General features: G+C 61.3%; 16 protein-coding genes and 1 pseudogene. 10 read left to right on the forward strand and 7 right to left on the reverse strand.

The annotated features are described in order from the left end of the window. Positions 1 to 153: 153 nt before the first annotated feature. The 4 genes from catA to salA all read right to left on the reverse strand — a co-directional run bounded on the left by catA (position 154) and on the right by salA (position 5,062). A complete protein-coding gene (gene catA / locus B0W55_RS25085) occupies positions 154 to 1,089 on the reverse strand; it encodes a catechol 1,2-dioxygenase (RefSeq protein WP_077048603.1) in 936 nt (311 codons plus the stop codon). Positions 1,090 to 1,130: 41 nt separating this feature from the next. Further along, positions 1,131 to 2,252, reverse strand: coding sequence for a muconate cycloisomerase family protein (locus B0W55_RS25090; RefSeq protein WP_077048604.1), 1,122 nt, complete (start codon positions 2,250 to 2,252; stop codon positions 1,131 to 1,133). A gap of 39 nt (positions 2,253 to 2,291) precedes the next feature. Next, a complete protein-coding gene (locus B0W55_RS25095; protein WP_083743227.1) occupies positions 2,292 to 3,686 on the reverse strand; it encodes an aromatic acid/H+ symport family MFS transporter in 1,395 nt (464 codons plus the stop codon). 74 nt (positions 3,687 to 3,760) lie between these two features. Continuing rightward, positions 3,761 to 5,062 carry a salicylate 1-monooxygenase gene (gene salA / locus B0W55_RS25100; protein WP_077048605.1) on the reverse strand — a complete coding sequence of 434 codons (1,302 nt, stop codon included), beginning with the start codon at positions 5,060 to 5,062 and terminating at the stop codon, positions 3,761 to 3,763. Positions 5,063 to 5,210: 148 nt separating this feature from the next. Here salA and B0W55_RS25105 point away from each other — a divergent pair, with 148 nt between their 5' ends. After that, entirely contained in the window at positions 5,211 to 6,116 is a 906-nt protein-coding gene (locus B0W55_RS25105) for a LysR family transcriptional regulator (RefSeq protein WP_077048606.1), read from the forward strand. A 7-nt stretch (positions 6,117 to 6,123) separates the two neighbouring features. On the opposite strand, the gene B0W55_RS25110 is transcribed toward B0W55_RS25105, so the two are convergent. Then, positions 6,124 to 7,026, reverse strand: a complete 903-nt coding sequence (locus B0W55_RS25110; RefSeq protein ID WP_077048607.1) for a LysR family transcriptional regulator — start codon at positions 7,024 to 7,026, stop codon at positions 6,124 to 6,126. 137 nt (positions 7,027 to 7,163) lie between these two features. Between B0W55_RS25110 and B0W55_RS25115 the strand changes: the two genes are divergently transcribed. The 8 genes and pseudogenes from B0W55_RS25115 (at position 7,164) to B0W55_RS31705 (ending at position 13,621) form a co-directional block, all read left to right on the forward strand. Continuing rightward, positions 7,164 to 8,057 (forward strand): NAD(P)-dependent oxidoreductase, encoded by an 894-nt coding sequence (locus B0W55_RS25115; RefSeq protein WP_077048608.1) that lies wholly within the window; start codon positions 7,164 to 7,166, stop codon positions 8,055 to 8,057. Between the two features lie 5 nt (positions 8,058 to 8,062). Then, the gene (locus B0W55_RS25120) at positions 8,063 to 8,377 is read left to right on the forward strand and encodes an NIPSNAP family protein (RefSeq protein WP_077048609.1); all 315 of its coding nucleotides are present in this window, start codon (positions 8,063 to 8,065) and stop codon (positions 8,375 to 8,377) included. A gap of 13 nt (positions 8,378 to 8,390) precedes the next feature. After that, complete coding sequence (locus tag B0W55_RS25125; protein WP_077048610.1) at positions 8,391 to 9,371, forward strand: VOC family protein; 981 nt, start codon at positions 8,391 to 8,393, stop codon at positions 9,369 to 9,371. Beyond that, positions 9,364 to 9,741, forward strand: coding sequence for a YciI family protein (locus B0W55_RS25130; protein WP_077048611.1), 378 nt, complete (start codon positions 9,364 to 9,366; stop codon positions 9,739 to 9,741). Before B0W55_RS25125 ends, B0W55_RS25130 begins: the two co-directional genes overlap by 8 nt. Positions 9,742 to 9,751: 10 nt before the next feature. Next, entirely contained in the window at positions 9,752 to 10,705 is a 954-nt protein-coding gene (locus B0W55_RS25135; RefSeq protein ID WP_077048612.1) for a fumarylacetoacetate hydrolase family protein, read from the forward strand. A gap of 153 nt (positions 10,706 to 10,858) precedes the next feature. After that, complete coding sequence (locus tag B0W55_RS25140) at positions 10,859 to 11,806, forward strand: transporter (protein WP_077048613.1); 948 nt, start codon at positions 10,859 to 10,861, stop codon at positions 11,804 to 11,806. Positions 11,807 to 12,046: 240 nt separating this feature from the next. After that, positions 12,047 to 12,763, forward strand: a pseudogene (locus B0W55_RS31700) (cache domain-containing protein); the annotation flags it as partial. A 108-nt stretch (positions 12,764 to 12,871) separates the two neighbouring features. Continuing rightward, entirely contained in the window at positions 12,872 to 13,621 is a 750-nt protein-coding gene (locus tag B0W55_RS31705) for a methyl-accepting chemotaxis protein (protein WP_371807295.1), read from the forward strand. Between the two features lie 8 nt (positions 13,622 to 13,629). Here the strand turns inward: B0W55_RS31705 and B0W55_RS25150 are convergent, their stop codons facing one another. Continuing rightward, entirely contained in the window at positions 13,630 to 14,619 is a 990-nt protein-coding gene (locus tag B0W55_RS25150) for an NADPH:quinone reductase (RefSeq protein WP_077048614.1), read from the reverse strand. 118 nt (positions 14,620 to 14,737) lie between these two features. Between B0W55_RS25150 and B0W55_RS25155 the strand changes: the two genes are divergently transcribed. After that, complete coding sequence (locus B0W55_RS25155) at positions 14,738 to 15,100, forward strand: helix-turn-helix domain-containing protein (RefSeq protein WP_139340973.1); 363 nt, start codon at positions 14,738 to 14,740, stop codon at positions 15,098 to 15,100. Positions 15,101 to 15,195: 95 nt separating this feature from the next. Here the strand turns inward: B0W55_RS25155 and B0W55_RS25160 are convergent, their stop codons facing one another. Beyond that, positions 15,196 to 15,672 carry a nuclear transport factor 2 family protein gene (locus B0W55_RS25160; protein WP_077048616.1) on the reverse strand — a complete coding sequence of 159 codons (477 nt, stop codon included), beginning with the start codon at positions 15,670 to 15,672 and terminating at the stop codon, positions 15,196 to 15,198. Positions 15,673 to 15,707: the final 35 nt, after the last annotated feature.

The raw sequence follows: 15,707 nt of genomic DNA on the forward strand, positions 1-15,707 counted from the left end.
GCCGCCGCTTTCGCTGGCAAGCCAGCTCCCACAGGGTCCTCGGGTGCACGCAGATATTGTGAACGACGAAAATCCCTGTGGGCGCTGGCCTGCCAGCGATGGCGCTGGGGCAGGCACAGCGGTGTTGAATGTGGCGGGGTACTCGCTAGCGCTTCACTGTCCGACGCGAGGGCGTTGGCTGCGTTGTTCGTCGTCCGGGGTGGCGGCCGGTTGGAGCACGAAGTCGAACGCCAGTTCGGCAAACTGGCGGCCGTCCAGGCCGTGGGCTTTGGATGTTTCGGCATCATTCACCAGACGGGCCACGCCCACCAGCCCGTCGCGGGTGGCATAGGCGAAGTCGTCCCACAGGTATTGGTCGCCGTCCAGGTTGATCTGGCTGGTCAGGTGCCGATGCTGCGGTGCGGATACGAACACATGGATGTGCGCCGGGCGTTGACCGTGGCGACCCAGCGCGCTCAGGCATTCCTGTGTAGGGCCCTGTGGGTCGACACCATAGCCGCTGGGGATGATGCTGCGCGCGCTATAGCGGCCCTGGGCATCGGTCTTGATCCTCCGACGCAGGTTGAACGCTGACTGGCTCTGATCGAAGTACGAGTAGGTGCCGTTGGTGTTGGCGTGCCAGAGGTCGACGATCGCCCCAGCGACCGGTTTGCCCTCGGTATTGGTGACCTTGCCATTGATGAACAGCGGCGTCCCGACATCGTCTTCGCTGCCGTCATCCATCCGCGCAAAGCCTTCGCTGAGCGGTGCGTTGGCCACGTACAGAGGACCCTCGATGGTGCGCGGGGTGCCGCCGGTGAGCCCGGCCTGCTCGTCCCGGGCATCCTGCAGCAAGTCCATGAAGTGCTCCATGCTCAGGCCTGGCAGCAACAGACCGAACTCGGTGTGCGCGCCGACCTTGTTCAAACGGTCCACTGCCAGCCAGAACTCGTCCTCGGTGACTTCCAGGTCTTCGATGGTCTTGAACACATCACTGATCAGGCGGTGCATCAGTTGCTTGAGGCGCGGGTTGCCCTGCTCATTGTTGAAGCCGGCGGCTTCCTTGATCAGGTCGTGCACTTGAGCGGTGTGGCTGATTTTTACGGTCATTTGCGGGTTCCTCTTTTTTTTGTTTCGGGTGCGGCCACGCATCACTTGCGACGAAACAGCGCCAGGCGCTCTTCATCCAGGCTCAGGCCCAGGCCGGGTTTGTTGGGTACGTGCAGTTCAAAATTTCGGTAGACCGGTGGCTCGCTGACAATTTCTTCGGTCAGCAACAGCGGACCGAACAGCTCGGTGCCCCAGGCGAGTTTTCTCAAGGTCACAAACGCGTGGGCCGAGGCCAGGGTGCCGATGGCGCCTTCGAGCATGGTCGCGCCATACAGGGCGATGCCCGCCGCTTCAGCGATCTGTGCGGTCCGCAGCACCGCGCGGGGGCCGCCGTTCTTGGCGATCTTCAGGGCAAACACGCTGGCCGCGCCGTCTGCTGCCAGGCTGAAGGCGTCTTCGACCGATTCGATCGACTCGTCGGCCATGATCGGTGCCGGGCTGCGCTGGTTCAGGCGCACTTGGCCGGCGCGGTTGATCCGTGAAATCGGTTGCTCGATCAGGTCGATGCCGTTGTCGCCCAAGACCTGGCAACCGCGAATCGCCTGCGCCTCGTCCCAGTACTGATTGACATCGACCCGCACGCTCGCCCGCTCGCCCAGCGCCTGCTTGATCGCGATCACATGCTTGAGGTCCTGCTCCAGCGGATTGGCGCCGATCTTGACCTTGAAGATGCGATGACGACGCACATCGAGAAAATGCTCGGCCTCGGCAATGTCTTTGGCGGTGTCGCCGCTGGCCAGTACCCAACCGACCTCCAGGCTGTCGCGCACCCGACCGCCGAGCAGTTCACTGACCGCCACGCCCTGGCGCTTGCCCTGTGCATCGAGCAGCGCGCTCTCCAGGCCGGATTTGGCAAAGGTGTTGCCTTTGGCGACCCGATCCAGGCGTTGCATGGCGGCATTGAGGTTGCTCGCGTCCATGCCGATCAAGGCGGGCGCCAGGTGGGTGTCGATATTGGTCTTGATGCTCTCAGGGCTTTCGTTGGCGTACGACAGGCCACCGACGGTGGTGGATTCGCCCAGGCCTTCAATGCCGTCGCTGCAGCGCAGGCGGATGATGACCAGCGTTTGCTGAGAAATGGTGTGCATCGCCAGCTTGTGCGGGCGAACCGTCGGCAGGTCGACGAGGATCGTTTCGATGCTTTCGATGTTGGCAAGTGTCATACCGGCTTCCACGGGCAGGATTGGAAAATTGAGGGTTCATCAAGGATGGGGCGGGGCAGAGGAGGGCTGTGACACGCTCGCGGTGTCCACGTCCACGTCCACGTCCACGTCCACGTCCACAGGCGTCGGGCGCTTGCGGTTGACCCGGAGCAGGAAAACGCCGATGGCCGCCGCACCGATCAGTCCAGGCACAGCGAAGGCCAGGAAGGAAAACTGCAACGGCAGTTCGGCGGCGTGCATGGCGGCCCCCAGCATCGGGCCGATGATCGCGCCGACCCGGCCGATCCCCATGGCCCAGCCCAAACCGGTAGAGCGGATGTGCGCGGGGTAGTACTGCACCGCAAAGGCGTTGGCCAGGATCTGTGCGCCCGTGGTGCCACCGCCCGCGATGGCGATCAACACATACAACACCGCCAGCGGCGCTTTCACCGCCATCAAGCCAAGCACCAGCGCGCTGGCGGCCAGGAAGCACACCAGCACGCGCCCCAGGCCGAAGCGGTCGGCCAGCCAGCCGCCAAACAGCGAACCGAAGATCGCACCGAAATTGAGTACCAGCAAAAAGCCGATGCTGGAGTTGATCCCGTAACCGGCGGTGTTCATCAATTTGGGCAACCAGGCGCTGATGCCATAAATCATCAGCAGGCTGCAGCAGAACGCCAGCCAGAGCAGCAGGGTGTTGATCAGTCGGCCGTCCTGAAAGATCTGCATCACCGAGACTTTGGGCGCCTGGCCCGCTTCGCGGCGCAGATCGTCATCCCTGAGCGACTGGTAGTCTGGCACCGCCCGCTGCAGCAGGCGCCGGGCAGCGGTACCCTGGCCCTTGCGCAGGACAAAGTTGATCGACTCGGGCAACTGCCGGACCATCAGCGGCAACACCAGCAGCGGCACGCCGGCGACGAAGAACACCGAGGACCATCCATGCAGGGGAATCAGCCACATGCCGAGGCCGGCGGAAAGCATGCCGCCCACCGAGTAGCCGGTAAACATCACGGCGATCAGCGTGCCGCGCAGTTTTTTGGGCGCGTACTCGTTCATCAGGGCGATGACGTTGGGCATGACGCCGCCGATGCCGATGCCGGCAAGAAAACGCATCAAGCCGAACGCTTCAGGGGTGCGGGCAAAACCATTGATCACTGTAATGCCGCTGAACAGCAAGACGCACAGGGTGATGGTCTTGCGGCGGCCGATGCGGTCGGACAACTGCCCGAAGAACAGCGCGCCGACCATCATCCCCAGCAGCGCACAGCTGCCCAGCAGGCCGGCCTGCAACGCACTCAGGCCCCAATCTTTCATCAGGGCCGGCAGCACCACGCCGTAGATGACCAGGTCGTAACCGTCGAAAATAATGATCAATGCGCCCCAGAACAGCAGGCGGGCATGGAAGGCGTTGAATCGCGCCCCGTCGAGCAGGGCGGCTACGTCGATTGTTCGCATGGCATGGCTCTTCTTGTAATTGTTATGTGAGCCGGGGTGTCGCGCGGGCGCACCCCGGTGTGAGCGGCCGACGGTCAGGATGCGTCTGACGGCAGCCCCCAGCCCAGACGCGCGCGCGCCTCGACCACGTCGGTTTCCGGGTCGTGGTGCCACAACCAGTTGAAGCGGCTTTCCAGTTTGGCCGCCAGGGCCTGTTCGTCATCACCGACTTCCGGATCGCGCATCTCGTACAGCTCGCCCGCTTGCCAGGAGGTGCGTTGAACCTTGCACGCCCGTGGCCGGCGCAGTTCGTCGTAAGTGGCCAGCACGGCGGGGAGGTTGTCGGCGCTCAGGCGCGAATCGCCCAACAGGCGTGCCAAAAAGTAAGCGTCTTCCAGGCCTTGCCCGGCGCCGGCACCCTGGTGCGGCAACATGGCGTGGGCCGCATCACCGATCAGCACCACACGGTTGTGCACGTAGCCGGGCAGTTCGGCCAGATCGTGCAGTGCCCAGTAGGTCGGCTCGGGAATGCATTCGAGCAGCGTGCGGGCGGCCTCGCCCCATTCGGCGAAATCCTCGAGCATCTGCGCCTGAGTGGTCTTGCGCACCCAGGGCGCATCGGCCGGCCATTGCGGGGTATCGGTGGAGCGGTCGGAGAGGAACGCCACCACGTTGATGATGCGGCCCTGTTTCACCGGGAAGGTCAGGATGTGGCCGTCCTTGACCAGGTACATCTGAGGCACGTCCACCAGATGGGTATTGAGGCCCTTGGCACGGTAGGCGTCGCGCAGGGTATCGCTGTCGATCATGCCGCGATAAGCGCAGGTGCCGGTGAAACGCGGTTCAGCCGGTTGCGCCTTGATGCCTTCGAGCACGTGGGCGCGCAGCGCCGATTTGATGCCGTCCGCGGCGATCAGCAGGTCGCAACGGTAGTCGGTGCCATCGGCAAACAGAACGCGGGCTTCGTTGCCGTTCTGTTCGACGCCTACGGCGCGCTTGTTGAACTGTGCGATGCCGGCAGGCAGGTGGGTGGTCAGCACATCGAGGAAGTCGGCCCGGTGCACCGAAGACTGGCCCATGCCTGGCATGACGGTGGTTGCCAGGTACTTGGATTCACCCGTGCCGTGACGCCATTCGAACCATACGTCTTCCCACGGGGCGGGCGTGCGGTCTTCGATTTTGCGATAGGCGTCGCCGATACCCAGGCCATCCAGGGCGCGCACCGAGTTGGCGCCGAAGGCGACACCGGCACCCACTTCACCGAAGGCCGGTGCCGCTTCGAACAACTGGACATCGACGTCGCTGTTGCGGCAGAGATCCAAAGCCAGGGCGACGCCGGAAATACCGCCGCCGACAATCCCGATGCGCAGGGCTGGAGTAGTGCTTTTGTTATTCATGCTTGGTTACCCATGACGGAAATTCTTGTTGTGGAAACCATCATGAGTAACGCAGTGACATTGATAAATGCACTGACCCGTATAAGATCTATCACCACTCTGAATATTACTTTTCAGCCTTTCCCGTACCGAATCAGAGCGATGGCCGATGGAACTGCATGATCTGGATTTGAACCTGCTGGTGGTTTTCAACCAACTGTTGCTCGACCGTCGCGTGTCCACCGCGGCGGAAAATCTCGGGCTGACACAGCCTGCGGTCAGCAACGCTCTCAAGCGCCTGCGAGCGGCGTTGGGTGACGATCTGTTCGTGCGCACCTACCACGGCATGCAGCCCACGCCCTATGCCGAACAATTGGCCGAACCGGTGCTGCAGGCCATGGACACCTTGCGTGACGCCTTCAGCCGGGCCAATTCGTTCGACCCCATGAGCAGTGTCAGGAAGTTCACGGTGGCCATGACGGACATCGGTGAGATTTACCTGATACCACGGCTGATGGACGCGCTGGCGCGCCTGGCCCCGGGCTGTGTCATCAGCACGGTTCGCGATAACGCGATGAGCCTCAACGAGGACTTGCAGAACGGTACGGTGGATGTGGCGATCGGGTTGATCCCGCAACTGCGGGCGGGCTTTTTTCAACGCAGGCTGATGCGCCAGCATTACGTGTGCCTGTGCCGCAAGGACCATCCGGCCACCCGGGAACCGCTGACCCTGGAGCGGTTCTGCGCCTATGGACATGTGCGGGTCGTCGCTGCGAATACGGGGCACGGTGAGGCGGATGCCCTGATGATGCGGCTGGGCATCCAGCGTTCCATTCGCCTTGAAGTCCCGCACTTTGCCGCGATGGGCCATATCCTCAAGCACACCGATTTGCTCGCGACGGTGCCTGAGCGCTACGCCACGGTGAACCTGGATCATTTCGGGCTGACGGCATTGCCGCACCCGGTGGACATCCCCGAATTCACCATCAACATGCTCTGGCATGCCCGTTATCACCGCGATCCGGCCAACCGCTGGTTGCGACAGCTGATGTTCGAGCTGTTTTCCGAAGCCTGAGCGGCGCTCAGTCCTGCAGCGACTGACGCAATGCGCTGGCGACCATTTCGCGAAACCACTTGTTCTGTGGATCACGATGAAAGCGGTCGTGCCAATACAGCGCAATGTCGAATTCCGGCAGCACCAGTGGCAACGGTTTGAGCAGCAACGGGAAGTGCCGTGAAAGCGTCTTGCCCAGCACCGCGGGCACCACCCACAGCATGTCCGATTCCAGCAACAGGTAGGGGGCCGACAGGTACTGCGGGATGCGCAGGCCGATGTTGTTGCGGGCGCCGGCCTCTATCAGCGCGCGCTCGAGCAACACGTGCCCGGTGCCTCCGGTCTCGACCAGCAGGTGCTGCTGTTTCAGGAACCGTTCCAGTGTCAGCTCCTCATTGGCCAACGGGTGTCCGCTGCGCAGCGCGCACACGTACTGTTGCGAGGACACGACGGTTCGGTGGATGTCGGTCTTCAGGGTCGGCAGGTAACCGATCGCCAGGTCGATGCGTCCGGTGGACAAGCCACTCAAGGTTTCCTCGACAGGGCTGGCCACGGTGGTGATGCGACTCATCGGCGCCTCGGCCTGCAACAGCTTGAGGATCGTCGGCAGGCAGACCGCCTCGCCAATGTCCCGTGTACGCAGGGTGAAGACCTTGCGGCAGTGGTGCGGGGCGAACTCCAGTGCGCGGCTCTGGGCCTCGCGGACCAGATCCAGCGCATCGAGCAGGGTAGGGGCGATCTGTACGGCGAACGGCGTGGGTTCCATGCGCCGACCCACCACGGCGAACAGCTTGTCACCGTATTCCTGACGCAGGCGCTTGAGCGAGCTGCTGACCGCGCCTTGAGTCACGCCCAGGTTCTCCGCTGCAATGGACACCGAGTGGTCGCGCCACAGTGCCTCGAACGTAAACAGCAGGTTCAGATCCTTCATTGCAGCGCCTCGTATCACTCTGATTACTACTTATAAATAACTCAGGCTATTTGTTCTCGACACCGGCGGCGCCTAACTTAGCAGTCAATGACGCCCGTGGTGTTCACGGGCAAGAATAACAACAAGAGAAGCTCACAATGAGTGCTATCACCATCGGTATGGTGGGCATCGGCCAACTCGGCCTGCCCATCGCCACCAATCTGCTCGCCGCCGGTTTTCGCGTGGTGGGTTATCGTCGCCGCGACCGTGAATGTTTTGTGGAACTGGGTGGCATTGCCCTGGACAACCCGGCCCAGGTCGCTGCCGAGTCGGACTTCATCCTTACCTGCCTGCCCGGTGAAGAAGCGCAGAACGAAGTCATGGAAGGCCCCAATGGGTTGCTCGATGCACTGCGCCCGGGCCATACCCTGATTGAAATGGGCACCTATCAGCGCGAGTTCAAAGTGCAGTGGGCCCAGCGGATCGAAAGCAAGGGCGCCAGGGTGCTCGAAGCGGAGGTCAGCGGGTCTCCACCGCTGGTGCTGGCGCGCAAGGCTTCGCTGTTCCTGGGCGGTGACGAGTCGTTGATCGAGCACTGCCAGCCGGTGCTCAGCGCCATCGCCGACATTCAATTCCGTATCGGTGAATTCGGCAGTGCCGTGGCGATGAAGCTGATCGCCAACTACCTGCTGACCATCCATACGCTGGCGGCTGCCGAAGCCTTGAACCTGGGCGTCAGAGCCGGTTTCAGTGCCGAGAAGGTCGTCGAAGTCATTCGCCAGAGTGCCGGCGGTTCGACGATGTTCACCGTGCGCGCACCGATGATGGCCAGCCGTCAATTCCAGCCTGCCCCCGGGCCGCTGGTGACCCTGGAAAAATACCTGAAAATGGCCGGTGACATGTCCGCAGACCTGGGCTGCGCGTCACCGCTGTTCAGTGCCGCCCAATCCTATTTCAACCGCGCCCTGGACCTGGGCATGGGTGAAGAAGATATCTCAGCCGTGATCAAGCTCATTGAAGCCGACTCCCGTGTACGTCCCCAAGAAGAGTGAACGACATGCTTATTGAACAACGCACTTACCAACTCAAGCCTGGCGCCCTGCATGAATTCCTTCGCATGTATGAGGCCGAGGGTCTGTCAATCCAGAGCGCAGCGTTGGGCAATCTCATCGCTTACTTGAAACCGGAAACCGGCGACGTCAACCGGGTCATCCATATCTGGGGGTTTTCCAGCTATGAGGACCGCGCCCAACGTCGCGCGGCGCTTTCCAGCAATCCGAAATGGCACGAATTCCTCGGTAAGGCAGGGCACATGGTGACGTCGCAGCAGGTCGAGCTGTTGACCGGCGCACCTTTTTCCCCCATCAAGTAACGGAGCTGCAGCCATGATTCGTTTTCTTCATCACGTTGGTCTGTCGGTTCCCGATCTGGAAGTCGGCCGTGCGTTTTACGAGGCCTTCGGCCTGGAAGCCCGGGTCTCGGGCGAGCATCTGGTGCTGCGTTGCAAGGGCCGGGGCCAGGATCAGGTGCGCCTGATGCCGGGTAGCCCAAAGACCCTGAGCTACGTGGCCTATGGCACCGATGCTGCAGGCATGAAACAGGTTCGCAAGAGCCTCAAGAGCCACAACGTCGCACTCGAAGACGCGCCTTTCGACATCGATTCCCAGGGCATCTGGTTCCGCGATCCGAGCAATGACTGGGTGCATGTGTGCGAGGGTGTCGCCGCGCCTTCGGCACCTCGCCCGACGCCGGAGGTGAACACCCACGGCCGTTATCGGCGCATCGGCCAGCGCGCCTGCGATCTGAAGTCGTCCTCGCGAGTCGCCTCGCCTCTGCGTCTGGGGCATCTGATCAAGTTCAGCCCGGATGTCGACAAGTCCATCCAGTTCTATACCCAAGTGCTGGGCATGAAGGTGTCGGATCGCGCCGGCGATATTCTCGGCTTTCTGCGTTTCGGTTGTGGCGGCGATCACCATGCGCTGGGGTTGGCCAAGAGCTCGCACAGTGGCCTGCATCACCTGAGTTTCGAGGTGATGGACATCGACGAGATCGAAATGGGCGCACAAAGCCTGGTTGCCAAGGGCTACACCAGTGCCTTCGGGCTCGGGCGCCATGTCGGCGGTTCCAACTACTTCCATTACATCCGTGATCCATGGAACAGCCTGGTGGAGTACTTCTGGGACATCGACGTTATTCCTGAAGACGACAGCGACTGGGTGCCGTTGAACGCTGCCGGTCCGCATGAGTTGGCTGCCGTCTGGTCCGTCGGCCCACCCAAGGAAGACTTTGCCCAGAACTACGAAGTGCCGGAAGGCTTTGATGCGACGCCCGGCATGGCCCTGACCGAGGCGCTCGCCAATGGCTGACATGACCCCGGAGCAAGCCTTGCTTGCCGGCATGCTCAACAAGCCGTTGTTCGTGGCTTTTCGTACGCCCAAGGACCTCACCCGCATGTCGGAGCTGCTCGGTGCCCATTTGCAGTGGGCGATCGCTGCGCAGAACCGTGGCGAGCTGTTTGCTTCCGGGCCGTTTGTGTCCGACCAGTACGCGCCGGGGCAACTGGGCGGCATGACCATCCTGCGGGCGGCCGACCAGGCCGAGGCCGAGCGCCTGGTGCAGGCCGACCCTTTCATCGCCAACGGTGTTTTCGCGGTGGAAGTGCGCAAGTGGATGCTCATGGAAGGCGGTATCACCGTGCATGTCACCTTCTCGGATAAACGCGCTTCGCTTCTTTAAAAGGTCGCTTATGAAATATCAACTTTTCGCCTACCGGACCGACACCGCCACCCCAGCCACGGGCCTGCGGGTGAACGATCAAGCCTATGACTTGCGTGGGGTGGCGACCTCGGCGCAGGTCGAGCTTGCAGTGCTTGCGATCGATGGCTTGCTGGAGGACTGGGCGCGCGCCAACGAGCAGCTTCAGGCGCTGGCTGAAGGCATCATCAACAACCCGGCAGGCTTCGACGAACATCGGCTGGACCTTGACGCACTTGAGCTTGCCACGCCGTTGCAGCGTCCGGGCACCATCTATGCGGCGGGGGCCAATTACCGGGATCACGTGGCGGCGATGGGCCGTGCCTTCAACATGAAACTGTCGCTTGATCCGCGCAGCGATGGGATCGCCCCTTGGCATTTCATCAAGGCCGGTCGCGGCAGCCTGGCAGCGCACAAGCAGATCGTCGAGATGCCTGAAGGCACCAAGAAGCTGGATTGGGAAGCCGAGTTGGCGGTGGTGATCGGTCGCCGGGCCTATCGGGTCAGCAAGGACAAGGCGCTCGATTATGTTGCGGGCTACACCTGTGCCAACGACCTGTCGGCCCGCGACAGCCTGGTGCGCGACGCGGTCGATGCCAGTTCGCCGTTCCGGTTTGACTGGATCGGGCACAAGGTTTTCAACGGCGCCTGCCCGTTGGGCCCTTATCTGACGCCGGCGCAATTTGTGCAGGATCCGGAAGCGCTCGCTATCAAGCTGTGGCGTAACGGCACGATAGAGCAGGACTCCAACACCTCCAACCACATGTACGGCGTGGCCGATCAGATCGAGTACCTCAGTCAGCGGGTCGAGCTGTTTCCCGGTGACGTGATCCTGACTGGCACACCGGCGGGCGTGGGCATGGAAAAGGGCGTATTCCTCGCCCGCGGCGATGTTCTGAAAGTCTGGATCGAAGGTCTGGGCGAACTGGAAACCATCATCGCTTGATGTAAGCACTTGACTGCCGATCACTGTCGATCGGCAGGTTTAACACCAGGACTTTGCATGTTCTCCATTTCGGGGAAGGGCTTGGTGTTGCCGGAAAATGGCGAATAAAAGCCAGTAGCGACCGATATAAAAAATAACAAGAAGGTATAAAAAATGAGGCCTGCAGTCCGATTCTCCAACACTGAATCCAAGTACATCGCCGCCCTGGTATTGGCGGGCGCTGTACTTCCTGCTCATGTTCAGGCAACTGAAGGCGGTGGCAGTGTTTATCCGGTTGGCGTCAATACCGTGGCATCGGGCAGGTTGCCTCCCCCGGGGCTGACTTCGTTCTGGTACCTGAGTGACTACACTTCCAACTCACTCAAAGACAGCGATGGGCATGACAAGGCCGGTATTCATAACTTCGATTTGAATGTTCAGGCCATCTCGCTTCGCCTGGATTATGTGTATTCGGACCTGACCCTGTTCGGGGCCAAGGTCGAGAGCCGCTTTGCATTGCCGCTGGTCAAGGGCGCGATCAGTTTCGATGTGGACACCCCGCGCGGACGCGTGCATCGAACCGAGCATCAGGACGGTATGGGCGACCTGACCATGGTGCCCTTGATCCTGAGCTGGAGCACGCCTCGTTTCCACCAGTTGCTGGGGCTGGACATCGTGGCGCCGATTGGCTCTTACGACGAAGACCGGCTGTTCAACCCAGGCCGCAACACCTGGTCTTTCGGGCCGTGGTATTCGTTTACCGCTTACCCGATCGATAACCTGGAAGTCAGTTCCAAGATGGTTTACTTCATGAACACCAAGAATGACGCGACGAACTATAAGTCCGGAGATGAGTTCAACGCGGACTACAACATTGGCTACAACGTCACTAAAGAGTGGCAGGTCGGTGTTAACGGTTACTTGTACAAGCAAGTGACCGATGATGAACAAAACGGTGAAACTTACGGTGATGGTAACCGCGGGCAAGTTTTTGCCATCGGTCCGGCCGTCAAGTACCAGACGCCGCAATGGGGTTTTGCAGCCAAGTGGCAGCATGAGATGAAAGTCGAGAACCGTTCCGAAGGTGACCGTTTGTGGTTGCAGGCGGTCTTTCGTTTCTGACGGACGCTGCTGTTGTCACCATGCCGAACATGGACCGTTGACTATCCGGCACCGCCCTGCGTTAAACATCATCCGCCACGGATGATGTTTTTCGAGGCTGCGCCTGAATGCAAAGTCCTTCAGCCGAGCCGAAAAATGATTCATTCCATTCGTACCAAACTCGTTTTGCTGTGCATTGTCCCCGTCGTACTCATCGCCGGCCTGCTCACGGCGGTAGGCATTGCCTTGCTGCAGCGCAGCATGGATGAGCAAATCCAACAAACCCGTGACGTCCTGATCAACGAACGTAAAGTTGCCCTGGAGCATGCGTTGCAAGTGGCCCAGAGTGCCATTGCCCCCCTCTACGCGGCGTCTGCACCGGGGGACATGGCCGCGCGTGACAAAGCCGTGGCCATCCTCAAGCCGCTCCATTACGGCGCCGATGGCTATTTTTTCGGCTATGACGGCAACAGCACCCGGGTGTTCTGGGCAGACAAGGACCTGATGGTCGGCGACAGCTTCAAGAACTTTCGCGATGCCGACGGTACTTACATCGTCAACGACTTGATCCGCGCGGCCAAGGACGGCACGCATTACCAGAACTACAACGTAGCGGTCCCCCACAGCGACCGCGTGGTGCTGAAGATCGGTTACGGCCTGTACCTGGAAAAGTGGGACCTGATTGTCGGTTCCGCCCTCAGTCTGGAGGACATCGAACCGATGCTCGCCAACATCGACCATCAGGTGAAAACCCGTGGCCAGCCACTGATGCTCTTGATGCTGGGGCTGGCCGTGGCGTCGTCGGTGTTGCTGGCCGTGCTCGCGCCCTGGCTGGTTCGAACCCTGCTGGCACCGCTCAAGCTGCTCAGGACCGAGATGGACGAAGTGGCCGCCGGTGACGGTGATCTCACCCGTCGGCTGCAGGTGCTCAGGAACGATGAGGCAGGGCAACTGGCCAGCTCCTTCAACCGTTTCGTAGAGAAAGTCCACGGCCTCGTCCGGCAGATTACCCACATGTCCCGGGAGCTCAACGTGTTGATCACGGATGTTGCAGAACAAGCCAGCCGCTCGGAGAAAGCCATGAACATGCAACGTCAGGAAACCGAACAGGTGGCTGCCGCCATCAACCAGATGTCCGCCGCGGCCCTGCAGGTGGCCCGCAGCGCCGAAGAAGCGGCACAGGCAGCGAGCCAGGCAGAAGGAGAAGGGGCGTCCGCCAGCCGCGTCGTCGATGCCAGCGTGGACAATATCCATGCGTTGGTCGGCAACCTCAGGATCAGTGGTGAATCGCTCGACCATCTTCAGCAGGATGTCGGTTCGATTGTCGGCGTGCTGGGTGTCATTCGTTCCATTGCCGAACAGACCAACCTGCTGGCACTCAACGCGGCCATCGAAGCGGCGCGGGCCGGAGAGGCCGGTCGCGGGTTCGCCGTGGTTGCCGATGAGGTGCGTGCGCTTGCGGGCCGTACGCAAACCAGCACGCAGGAAATCCAGGCCATGATCGACCGGCTTAAACAAGGCACGGTCGATACGGTCAACGCCATGAAGCAGTCCAGTGATGCCGGCAGTATCACCCGTGAGCAGGCCGCGCATGCCACCGCATCATTGCGGGTGATCGCCACCCAGATCGAAACCATCAATACGATGAACACACAGATTGCCAGCGCCGCCAACGAGCAAACGACGGTGTCCGAAGAGATCAATCGCAGCATCCAGCAGATTGCACAGGCCGTCGAAACGGTTGCCCAGGAAACGCAACAGGGTGCCCAGACCGCGCGGGACCTGGCGAGTCTGAGCGAGAGCCTGAACTCGGCGGTCAAGCAGTTCCGGGTGTGAGCCTTTGTTCAGGGGTGCACGCTGATCAAGACCTTGCCCTTGACGTCGCGGGCATCCAGCGCGTCATGGGCCTGGGCGATCTGGTCCAGTGGAACGGTCAGACCGATCGTAGGCCTGTACGCGCCCCGGGCGAGGCACGACGTCACGTCGCGAATCGCCCGGCGTTTGGCGTCATCGGGAATGTTGTAGACCAGCACGAAGCGCAACACCGAACAGTTGCCCATGGCTTTCAGGACGGGGATGGATAGCTCGGCGTCTGGCGAGTTCACTGAGTAGACGCTGATGGTGCCGCCCCTGGCCAGGCACGCGGTGTCGATGCCCAGGTTGGCGACAGGGTCCACCTCGACGATCCGGTCGACGCCGAGGCCATCGGTCGCGGCGTTGATCACGGCGCTGACATCGTCCTGGCGCAGGTTGAGGACCAGGTCTGCGCCCGCGGCTCTTGCCGTGTCGCGGTCCTGGTCATGGCGCACGGTGGTCGCCACCCAGGCGCCGGCCCATTTGGCCAACTGAACCGCCGCGTCACCGACCACACCGGCGCCACCCTGGACCAGTACTCTTTTGCCGCTGAGCTCGCCATCGGCGAACAGGCAGTAGTGCGCGGTGAGCGCCGCGATGCCCAGGCTGGCGCCGGTTTCGAAGGATACGTGGTCGGCCAGCGGCACCACGTTGCTGGTGGGCAGCACAACGAACTGGGCAGCGGTTCCGAACGGGCGACCGGTTTGAGCTTCGAACATCCATACCCGCTCGCCGATCCTGGATGGGGAGACGCCTTCGCCCACCGCGTCGATGACCCCAGCGCCGTCCTGATGGGGAATGATGCGCTTGAAGGGCATGGCGCCCTTGAAGCCGTTGCGGCCTTTGATGTCGCTAGGGTTCACGCCGGAGATGGCGACGCGGACCCTGACTTCTCCCGGGCCGGGAACCGGTGTCGGTACATCACCGATCTTCAACACGTCGAGGGCTGTTCCCTGATGATCGTAATACGCAGCTTTCATACAAAGTGTCCGTCCGTTATGGGGGTGCCAACAGCTTCATGTTCACTGATCCGGGTGATTTCACAAGTACGCACATCACTGATATATAGGGAAAAAATGTATACCCATGGGGCCGCAAATGACTGAGGAAACAGCCTATCGCTGTGGCGTGAAGGTGATGCTCGAGGTGACGGGAGGGAAGTGGAAACCGCTGGTCCTTTACCATTTGCTCAGCGGCACCAAACGCTTTGGCGAGTTGAAAAACCTGATAGGCGAGGGGATCACCCAGCGCTCACTGACCCTGCAACTGCGAGAGCTGGAAGCTCACGGGGTGCTCGAGCGCAAGGTCTACGCGCAGGTGCCTCCTCGGGTGGAATACACGCTGACAGCGGTGGGGCTGACCCTGGCGCCGGTCATGCGGGCGATGAAGGACTGGGGGGTTGCCTATCAGGCGCATGGGGGGATTTTTCCGCCTGATGCGGCGGCGGGTGCGCAGCGCTGAAAGGCATTGGCAGTACAACCTGTGGCGAGGGAGCCAGCTCTATCGCCACAGGAAAAACAGGCGTCCTTGCATAACCGACAGCGGCTGAAAACCGCTTACAGACCCAGCTCGGACAGGCCGGGATGGTCATCAGGGCGGCGTCCCAGCGGCCAGCGGAATTTGCGTTCCGATTCCTTGATCGGCATGTCGTTGATGCAGGCAAAACGGTGCGCCATCAGACCGTTTTCAGCGAATTCCCAATTCTCGTTTCCGTAGGAGCGGAACCAGTTCCCGGAGTCGTCATGCCATTCATAGGCATAGCGCACGGCGATGCGATTATCGGTGAAAGCCCACAGTTCCTTGATCAGCCGGTACTCCAATTCCTTGTTCCATTTGCGAGTGAGGAATGCCGCGGCCTCGGCCCGGTTGGTGGCGAAGTCGACACGGTTTCGCCATTTGGTGTCGGGCGTGTAGGCCAGCGACACTTTTTGCGCATCACGGGTGTTCCAGCCATCCTCGGCAAGCCGGACCTTGAGCAATGCGGTTTCGCGAGTGAAGGGCGGGAGCGGGGGGCGGGTTTCAGAATCAGTCATGCTAAAAACTCCAGTGGGTGAATGCATGATTCGTC

It is taken from the genome of Pseudomonas sp. KK4 (assembly GCF_001984065.1).
Classification (GTDB): domain Bacteria; phylum Pseudomonadota; class Gammaproteobacteria; order Pseudomonadales; family Pseudomonadaceae; genus Aquipseudomonas.

What these genes read in the sequence shown, in the direction of transcription:
- salA (WP_077048605.1), bottom strand. Translation starts at nt 5,062, where the DNA reads ATGAATAACAAAAGCACTACTCCAGCCCTGCGCATCGGGATTGTCGGC.
- B0W55_RS25155 (WP_139340973.1), top strand. Translation starts at nt 14,738, where the DNA reads ATGACTGAGGAAACAGCCTATCGCTGTGGCGTGAAGGTGATGCTCGAG.
- B0W55_RS25160 (WP_077048616.1), bottom strand. Translation starts at nt 15,672, where the DNA reads ATGACTGATTCTGAAACCCGCCCCCCGCTCCCGCCCTTCACTCGCGAA.
- B0W55_RS25125 (WP_077048610.1), top strand. Translation starts at nt 8,391, where the DNA reads ATGATTCGTTTTCTTCATCACGTTGGTCTGTCGGTTCCCGATCTGGAA.
- B0W55_RS25095 (WP_083743227.1), bottom strand. Translation starts at nt 3,686, where the DNA reads ATGCGAACAATCGACGTAGCCGCCCTGCTCGACGGGGCGCGATTCAAC.
- B0W55_RS25130 (WP_077048611.1), top strand. Translation starts at nt 9,364, where the DNA reads ATGGCTGACATGACCCCGGAGCAAGCCTTGCTTGCCGGCATGCTCAAC.
- B0W55_RS25090 (WP_077048604.1), bottom strand. Translation starts at nt 2,252, where the DNA reads ATGACACTTGCCAACATCGAAAGCATCGAAACGATCCTCGTCGACCTG.
- catA (WP_077048603.1), bottom strand. Translation starts at nt 1,089, where the DNA reads ATGACCGTAAAAATCAGCCACACCGCTCAAGTGCACGACCTGATCAAG.
- B0W55_RS25150 (WP_077048614.1), bottom strand. Translation starts at nt 14,619, where the DNA reads ATGAAAGCTGCGTATTACGATCATCAGGGAACAGCCCTCGACGTGTTG.
- B0W55_RS25110 (WP_077048607.1), bottom strand. Translation starts at nt 7,026, where the DNA reads ATGAAGGATCTGAACCTGCTGTTTACGTTCGAGGCACTGTGGCGCGAC.
- B0W55_RS25140 (WP_077048613.1), top strand. Translation starts at nt 10,859, where the DNA reads ATGAGGCCTGCAGTCCGATTCTCCAACACTGAATCCAAGTACATCGCC.
- B0W55_RS31705 (WP_371807295.1), top strand. Translation starts at nt 12,872, where the DNA reads ATGCAACGTCAGGAAACCGAACAGGTGGCTGCCGCCATCAACCAGATG.
- B0W55_RS25120 (WP_077048609.1), top strand. Translation starts at nt 8,063, where the DNA reads ATGCTTATTGAACAACGCACTTACCAACTCAAGCCTGGCGCCCTGCAT.
- B0W55_RS25135 (WP_077048612.1), top strand. Translation starts at nt 9,752, where the DNA reads ATGAAATATCAACTTTTCGCCTACCGGACCGACACCGCCACCCCAGCC.
- B0W55_RS25105 (WP_077048606.1), top strand. Translation starts at nt 5,211, where the DNA reads ATGGAACTGCATGATCTGGATTTGAACCTGCTGGTGGTTTTCAACCAA.
- B0W55_RS25115 (WP_077048608.1), top strand. Translation starts at nt 7,164, where the DNA reads ATGAGTGCTATCACCATCGGTATGGTGGGCATCGGCCAACTCGGCCTG.